Source organism: Pseudonocardia sulfidoxydans NBRC 16205 (assembly GCF_007989085.1).
Lineage (GTDB): Bacteria > Actinomycetota > Actinomycetes > Mycobacteriales > Pseudonocardiaceae > Pseudonocardia > Pseudonocardia sulfidoxydans.
This window is the reverse complement of record NZ_BJVJ01000137.1, coordinates 1-7382: the sequence shown is the minus strand read 5'-3', so window position 1 is coordinate 7382 and position 7382 is coordinate 1. Positions and strand designations below refer to the sequence as shown.

The 7382-nt window shown below is 71.7% G+C and carries 8 protein-coding genes; 5 read left to right on the top strand and 3 right to left on the bottom strand.

The genetic code is table 11. From position 1 onward, the window contains the following. The first annotated feature begins 98 nt into the window (after positions 1-98). Together PSU4_RS30190 and PSU4_RS30185 are read left to right on the top strand one after the other, a co-directional pair. The gene (locus PSU4_RS30190) at positions 99-854 is read left to right on the top strand and encodes an enoyl-CoA hydratase/isomerase family protein (RefSeq protein WP_147115987.1); all 756 of its coding nucleotides are present in this window, start codon (positions 99-101) and stop codon (positions 852-854) included. 72 nt (positions 855-926) lie between these two features. Then, positions 927-2087 (top strand): fumarylacetoacetate hydrolase family protein, encoded by a 1161-nt coding sequence (locus PSU4_RS30185; protein WP_147115985.1) that lies wholly within the window; start codon positions 927-929, stop codon positions 2085-2087. Positions 2088-2095: 8 nt separating this feature from the next. Here PSU4_RS30185 and PSU4_RS30180 read toward each other — a convergent pair whose 3' ends face one another. Next, the gene (locus PSU4_RS30180; RefSeq protein ID WP_147115982.1) at positions 2096-2515 is read right to left on the bottom strand and encodes an acyl-CoA thioesterase; all 420 of its coding nucleotides are present in this window, start codon (positions 2513-2515) and stop codon (positions 2096-2098) included. Beyond that, positions 2508-2834, bottom strand: coding sequence for a cupin domain-containing protein (locus tag PSU4_RS30175; protein ID WP_147115980.1), 327 nt, complete (start codon positions 2832-2834; stop codon positions 2508-2510). The genes PSU4_RS30180 and PSU4_RS30175 overlap by 8 nt, the downstream gene beginning before the upstream one ends. A 112-nt stretch (positions 2835-2946) precedes the next feature. Here PSU4_RS30175 and PSU4_RS30170 point away from each other — a divergent pair, with 112 nt between their 5' ends. Next, the gene (locus PSU4_RS30170) at positions 2947-3159 is read left to right on the top strand and encodes an FDXHR family putative zinc-binding protein (RefSeq protein ID WP_246115450.1); all 213 of its coding nucleotides are present in this window, start codon (positions 2947-2949) and stop codon (positions 3157-3159) included. Between the two features lie 86 nt (positions 3160-3245). On the opposite strand, the gene PSU4_RS30165 is transcribed toward PSU4_RS30170, so the two are convergent. Then, the gene (locus PSU4_RS30165) at positions 3246-3962 is read right to left on the bottom strand and encodes a MerR family transcriptional regulator (protein WP_147115976.1); all 717 of its coding nucleotides are present in this window, start codon (positions 3960-3962) and stop codon (positions 3246-3248) included. Positions 3963-4053: 91 nt separating this feature from the next. Here PSU4_RS30165 and PSU4_RS30160 point away from each other — a divergent pair, with 91 nt between their 5' ends. Further along, complete coding sequence (locus PSU4_RS30160) at positions 4054-5274, top strand: acetyl-CoA C-acetyltransferase (protein WP_147115974.1); 1221 nt, start codon at positions 4054-4056, stop codon at positions 5272-5274. Between the two features lie 3 nt (positions 5275-5277). After that, positions 5278-7382, top strand: a 2105-nt coding sequence (locus tag PSU4_RS30155) for a 3-hydroxyacyl-CoA dehydrogenase NAD-binding domain-containing protein (RefSeq protein ID WP_147115972.1), incomplete at its 3' end; no start/stop codon positions are given.

Sequence of the window (7382 nt, the reverse complement as noted above, 5' to 3'; positions counted from 1 at the left end):
TTCTGCTCCCTGGGCTCGGCGTCGACGGCGGGTCGTGCCCCGCGATTCATGCAGAGCCTTTCATGTCCGGAAGTCCCCCCGCGGGTTAGGTTCCCGGGGTGATCGAACGAGTCGACGAGGACGGGGTCGCGATCCTGACCATGGCCCACGGGCCGGTCAACGCGATGGACATCGAGCTGTGCGAGGGGGTCGCCGAGACCTTCCGCGGGCTCACGGCCGACCCCGCCCGGGCGGTCGTGCTCACCGCCGGCGGCGGTTCCTTCTCCGCCGGGGTGGATCTCAAGCGGTTCCTCGACGGCGGTGCACCGTACGTCGAACGCTTCCTGCCCGCCCTCGCCGACTGCTTCCGCGCCGTGTTCGACCTGCCCAAGCCGGTCGTGGCCGCGGTCAACGGGCACGCCATCGCGGGTGGGTGCGTCCTCGCCGCGTGCGCGGACGTCGTCCTCATGGCCGACGGGAAGGGCCGGATCGGTGTCCCCGAGCTGAAGGTCGGTGTGCCGTTCCCGTGGATCGCGCTGGAGGTGATGCGGTTCGCGGTCGGTGAGGTCGGTGCCCGGCGGATGGTCATGGGTGCCGACACCCACAAGGCCGCCGACGCCCATGCGCTCGGCCTGGTCGACGAGGTCGTGGAGCCGGACGCGTTGCGAGACAGGGCCGTCACGGTCGCGAAGGGGCTGGCCGCCGACGTCCCGCCCGACACCTTCGCCGCCACCAAGTCCGCGCTGCGCCGCGAGGCCGTCGACCGCACCGACCGGTACTGCGCCGACAACGACGAGACGGCCGTCCGGCTGTGGAGTCGCCGCGCCACCGACGGCTGGGTGGCCGACTACCTGGAGCGCGCCACCAAGCGCTGATGTCGTGAGTGGCAATAGTCGCGATAGCGACTATTGCCACTCACAGGGGTGTGGGCGGCTAGCGTCTGCGGCATGGGATCACCGGTGATCGGGACGGGGCTCGCGCTCGGGGTGGTGGCGGGGGCGGGCAGGCCCGGGCCGTCGCGGATCGCCGCGCCCACACCTGCGGGCCTGCTCGACGTCGGCGCCCTCGCCGCCACCGAGAGCGCGGTGTTCGCCGAGACGCTCGGCCACCCCACCCTCGACGCGCTGCTCGCCGCGGGCCGGGCCGTGTGGGCCGACGTCGTCGGCTGGCTCGCGGAGAGGCTGGCCGACCCCGACCGGATCGCGCCGTTCCTGTTGCCCGCCAACGGTGTCGTGCCCGTCCTGCCGTTCACGGTCGCCGACTACGTCGACTTCTACGCCTGCGAGCAGCACGCGGTCAACGGCGCGCAGATTCTGCGGCCCGGCACCGCGACGACCGCGCCGAACTGGCGGCACCTGCCCGTCGGCTACCACGGGCGGGCAGGGACGGTCGTCGTCAGCGGGACGCCGGTGACACGGCCGTGGGGGCAGCGCGCGGCCGGCGACTACGGCCCCACCCGGGCGCTCGACGTCGAGGCCGAGCTGGGGTTCGTCTGCGGCGGACCGGCGCAGGGCCCGGTGCCGGTCGACGACGCGCTCGACCACGTCTTCGGCGTCGTCGTCCTCAACGACTGGTCGGCACGCGACGTCCAGTCGTTCGAGTCGCGGCCGCTCGGGCCGATGCTGGGCAAGTCGTTCGCGACGGCGATCTCGGCCTGGGTCACCCCGCTCGACGTGCTCGAGGCCGCATGGGTCGACCCGCCCCCGCGTGACCCTGAACCACTGCCCCACCTGCGCGGCAAGGCCGACCGCGGACTGGACGTCACGATGGAGATCCGGCTCGGCGGCGAGCTCGTGTCGTCGCCGCCCGCCGCCGACCTCTACTGGACGCCCGCGCAGCTCGTCACGCACCTGACGTCGAACGGTGCGTCGCTGCGGCCCGGGGACCTGCTGGGGTCCGGCACGGTGTCGGGGGCGCGGCGCGAGCAGTGGGGCAGCTTCCTGGAGCTGTCGTGGGGCGGCGAGGACCCGGTGGCGCTGCCCGGTGGTGAGACCCGCACCTACCTCGAGGACGGCGACGAGATCGTCATCTCCGCGACGTTCCCCGGCCCCGGCGGCACCCGGCTGGCGCTGCCCGAGGTCCGCAACCGGGTCGCCCCGGCGCGCTGAACGCGCCGCTACAGGGGGCGCAGCGGGGCGGGCTCGCCGAGGGCGTCGGCGAGCATCGGCGGGATCTCACGCTTGCCCGAGCCGTCGGTACCGATCACCACGTAGGTGGTCCGGCCCGCGCAGGTGATGTCCTCGCCGCGGCGGACGTCGAAGTCGAGGACGAAGCTGGTGCGGCCCAGGCGTGCCGTCGACACGGCGACGACGACGTCGTCACCCCACCCGACGCCGGAGCGCCAGTCGATCTCCGAGCGGACGAGCTGCACGTCGTGCCCGGAGTCGAGCATGTGCTTGTAGGGCAGTCCGCGATCGGCGAGGAACGCGGCCATCGCCTCGTCGAACCATGCGAGGTACCAGGCGTTGAAGACGACGTTCTGGGCGTCGACCTCGAGGTAGCGAACGGTGACGGGGAAGAGGAAGACGTCAGCCACGGGCACCTTCGGGTGGCGAGAACACGACGACCATCGACAGGTCGTCGGTGACGTCGACGAACTGGTGGCGGTCGCCGGCCGGCACGTACACGACGCTGCCCGGGCCGACCCGGTGCTCGCCGTCCTCGCAGCGCAGCGTCGCCCGGCCGCGCACGACGAGGTAGACCTCGTCCTCGGCGTGCGGGTGCTGACCGTCCTTGCCGCCCACCGGGATGCAGTAGGTGCCGACGGACAGGTCGCGGGACCGGACGTGCTCCCGGTACTGGTTGGGTTCACCGTCGCGGACGGCGAACACGCCGGCAGCTCGAAGGACCTCCACGGGGTGAACGTATACCGGCACGAATCACGCCGCGCCCCCCACCGATGAAGCGTTGCCGGACCACGATCGCACGTGCGAACATGTGTTCGAATCCGGTCTCGGGGGGAGTGTCGTGGCGACGGAGATCCTGCGGATGCACTGCTGCGGCGTCGAATGGGTGGGCGCCGATCGTGCGCACTGCTGCCGGCGCACGGGCGGCTGTGGGGCGTTGTTCGACGACGCGAAGCTGTGGGACGCGCACCGCCGGCGCGGGCGCTGCCACGACCCCCGCGAGCTCGGCCTGGTGCAGACGCGCAACGGCATCTGGCTGCGCCCGGCCGCGTGACCTCGGACCCGCCGAGTTCGACCTCGGGCTGGTTCCGACTGTGATCGAACCAGTCCCCAGTCGAACTCGGCGGCGAATCGGCGGCGTCAGCCGACGCGGTCGCGGATGGTGCGGTTCACCGCGCGGCCGAACGCGGCGACGACGCCCTGGACGGTGATCGGCTTGAGCCGGGCGAGGGTCTCGGCGAGCCGGGCCCGTTGCGCTGCAGGGCGTCCGGCGTCGCGGTAGGGCTGCAGGACCTGCCGTTGGAACAGGGCCATCAGGTCCTCGGCGAGTGCGGTCGTGTGCTTGGCGATCAGCTCGTGGGAGTCGCGCAGCAGTTCGGGCGGCAGACCGGAGTCGAGCATGTCGAGGCCCGGGCCGAGGGTGCCGTGCAGGCGGATCGATCCGTCGTCGAGCACCTCGACGACCCCGAGGGTCTCCAGGTCGGCGACGGCGGCGTCGTCGAGGGGGCGGCCGGCGCGGCGGTCGAGCTCGGCGCGGTCGACGTCCTCCAGGTGTTCGGGCACCCACGGCGCGAGCAGGGCGCGCTGCAGGGCCAGGTCCTCGGGGCCGGCCCCGTGCGGGACGCGTTCGAGGTGTCGCTCGATGGCTGCGAGGGTGAACCCGAGCGCGGACATCTCGCCGATGAGCTCGAGGCGGGCGACGTGCGCGGGCCCGTAGAGCCCGGTGCGGCCGCGCAGCCGTGGCGGGTCGACCAGCCCGCGTCCGGCGTAGAAGCGGATCGTCCTGACGCTGATCCCGGTGCGGTCGGCGAGCTGGTCGATGGTGAGCTCGGCCGGCTCGGTCGGGTGCACTGCCATGTGAGGAGGCTACGACGACCTTGACCTATATGACAGTGCTGCTGTAACAAAGATGGTGCCGACACAGCCGTCCTGCAGACGAGAGGTCCGCATGAGCCAGATTCCCGAGGCCTACATCTACGACGCGATCCGGACCCCCCGTGGCCGGGGCAAGGCCTCCGGCTCGCTGCACGAGGTCAAGCCGATCTCGCTGGTCGTGGACCTGATCCACGAGCTGCGCAACCGGTTCCCGGGGCTCGACCCCGCCACGATCGACGACGTCGTCCTCGGCGTCGTGTCCCCGATCGGGGACCAGGGCGGCGACATCGCCAAGGCCGCCGCCATCGCCGCCGGGCTGCCCCACACCGTCGCAGGCGTCCAGCTCAACCGCTTCTGCGCCTCCGGCCTGGAAGCCGTGAACACCGCAGCGCAGAAGGTCCGCTCCGGCATGGAGGAACTCGTCCTCGCCGGTGGCGTCGAGGCCATGTCGCGCGTGCCGATGGGCTCCGACGGCGGTGCCTGGGCCATGGACCCCGAGACCGCCTACGACACCGGCTTCGTGCCCCAGGGCATCGGCGCCGACCTCATCGCGACACTCGAGGGCTTCTCGCGCACCGACGTCGACACCTTCGCCGTCGAGTCCCAGACCCGCGCCGCCAAGGCCTGGGCCAACGGGTACTTCGCCCGCTCGGTCGTCCCGGTCCGCGACCGCAACGGCCTGCCCGTCCTGGAGCGCGACGAGCACGTCCGCGCCGGGACGACGCTGGAGAACCTCGGCGGGCTGAAGCCGTCGTTCGAGATGTTGGGCGCCGACGGCGGGTTCGACGCCGTCGCCCTGCAGCGCTACCACTGGGTCGAGAAGATCGACCACGTCCACCACGCCGGGAACTCGTCCGGCATCGTCGACGGCGCCGCGCTGACCCTGATCGGCACGGAGGCCGCCGGGAAGGCCGCGGGCATGACGCCCCGCGCCCGGATCGTCGCCACCGCGCTCTCGGGTGCCGACCCGACGATCATGCTCACCGGCCCCGCCCCCGCGAGCCGCAAGGCGCTCGCCAAGGCCGGGCTCACCGTCGACGACATCGACCTCTTCGAGATCAACGAGGCCTTCGCCGCCGTCGCCCTGCGCTTCATGCGCGACATGGGGATCTCCCACGAGATCACCAACGTCAACGGCGGCGCCATCGCCATGGGCCACCCGCTGGGGGCGACCGGGGCGATGATCCTCGGCACCCTCGTCGACGAACTGGAACGCCGGGACCTGCGCCGCGGCCTCGCGACACTCTGCGTGGGCGGCGGCATGGGCATCGCGACGATCGTGGAGCGTGTCTGACACATGAGTGAGCAGAAGCAGGCCGTGCGCTGGGAGAAGGGCGCCGACGGGATCGCCGTCGTCACCCTCGACGACCCCGGCAAGAGCGCCAACACCATGAACGACCGCTACAAGGCGGCCATGGGTGCGACCGTCGACGAGCTCGTCGCCGCGCGCGACGACCTCGCCGGCGTGATCGTCACGTCGGCCAAGAAGACGTTCTTCGCCGGTGGCGACCTCGAGGAGCTCTCGGCCGCGCGTCCGGAGGACGCCGGCACGGTCATGGAGAACGTCACCGAGATCAAGGCCCAGCTGCGCAAGCTGGAGACGCTCGGCAAGCCCGTCGTCGCCGCCATGAACGGCACCGCGCTCGGCGGCGGCCTGGAGATCGGGCTCGCCTGCCACCACCGCATCGGCCTCGACGCGCCCGGCGTCGTCTACGGGCTGCCCGAGGTGACGCTGGGCCTGCTGCCCGGCGGCGGTGGCGTCACCCGCATCACCCGGATGCTCGGGATCATGAACGGGTTCATGCAGGTCCTGGCGCAGGGCCAGCGGCACAAGCCCGCCGCGGCCCTGGAGATCGGGATCCTCGACGAGCTGGCCTCCTCCCACGAGGAGATGCTGGACAAGGCGCGGGCCTGGATCGCGGCCAACCCCGAGGCCAGGCAGCCGTGGGACGTGCCGGGCTTCAAGGTCCCCGGCGGCACCCCGGCCCAGCCGAAGCTCGCGTCGATCCTGCCCGCGTTCCCGGCCAACCTGCGCAAGACCCTCAAGGGCGCCCCCATGCCCGCCCCCCGCAACATCCTGGCCGCAGCCGTCGAGGGCACCCAGGTCGACTTCGACACCGCGCTGCGCATCGAGTCGCGCTACTTCGTCGAGCTCGTCGTCGGCCAGGTCTCGAAGAACATGACGAAGGCATTCTTCTTCGACCTGCAGGCCATCAACGGCGGCCGCTCCCGACCCGACGGGCACGAGAAGTGGCAGCCGCGCAAGGTCGCCGTCCTCGGCGCCGGGATGATGGGCGCCGGCATCGCCTACTCGTGTGCGCTGTCGGGCTGGGAGGTCGTGCTCAAGGACGTCTCCCTGGAGGCCGCCGCCCGCGGGAAGGCGTACTCGGAGGGCCTCGTCGCCAAGGGTGTGAAGCGCGGCAAGACCACCCTGGAGAAGGGCGAGGCGCTGCTGCAGCGCATCACCCCGACCGACGACTACAACGACCTCGCCGGCTGCGACATCGTCATCGAGGCCGTCTTCGAGTCGGTGGCGCTCAAACAGGAGGTCTTCCGCGAGACCATGAAGGTGATCGAGCCCGACGCGCTGCTCTGCTCGAACACCTCCACCCTGCCCATCACCGAGCTCGCCGCCGGCCTCGACCGCCAGGGCGACTTCATCGGGCTGCACTTCTTCTCACCCGTCGACAAGATGCCGCTCGTCGAGATCATCCGCGGCGAGCACACCTCCGACGCCACCGTCGCCAAGGCGTTCGACGTGACGCTGGGGATGCGCAAGACGCCGATCGTCGTCAACGACAGCCGCGGCTTCTTCACCTCGCGCGTCATCGGGACGTTCCTCAACGAGGGCATCGCGATGCTCGCCGAGGGCATCGACCCGCAGACCATCGAGCAGGCGTCGTCGCAGGCCGGCTACCCCGCGCCCGTGCTGCAGCTGATGGACGAGCTCACGCTCACGCTGCCGCAGAAGATCCGCAAGGAGTCGCAGGCGGCCGCGGGCGACAACTGGGTGGCCCACCCCGCCGACGCGATCGTCGACAGGCTGGTGGAGCTGGGCAGGCCCGGCAAGTCCGGGGACGCCGGGTTCTACGAGTACGTCGACGGAAAGCGCACCGGGCTCTGGCCCGGGCTGCGCACCGAGTTCGGCGCGACGAACCACGACGTCGACCTGCACGAGCTCTCCGAGCGGATGCTCGTCATCGAGGCGCTGGAGACGCAGCGCTGCATCGACGAGGGCGTGCTGACCTCCGACGCCGACGCCAACATCGGCTCGATCTTCGGCATCGGCTTCCCGGCCTGGACCGGTGGCGTCGTGCAGTACGTCGAGGGCTTCCCGGGCGGTGTCGCGGGCTTCGTGGCCCGGGCCGACGAGTTCGCGAAGAAGTACGGCGAGCGCTTCGG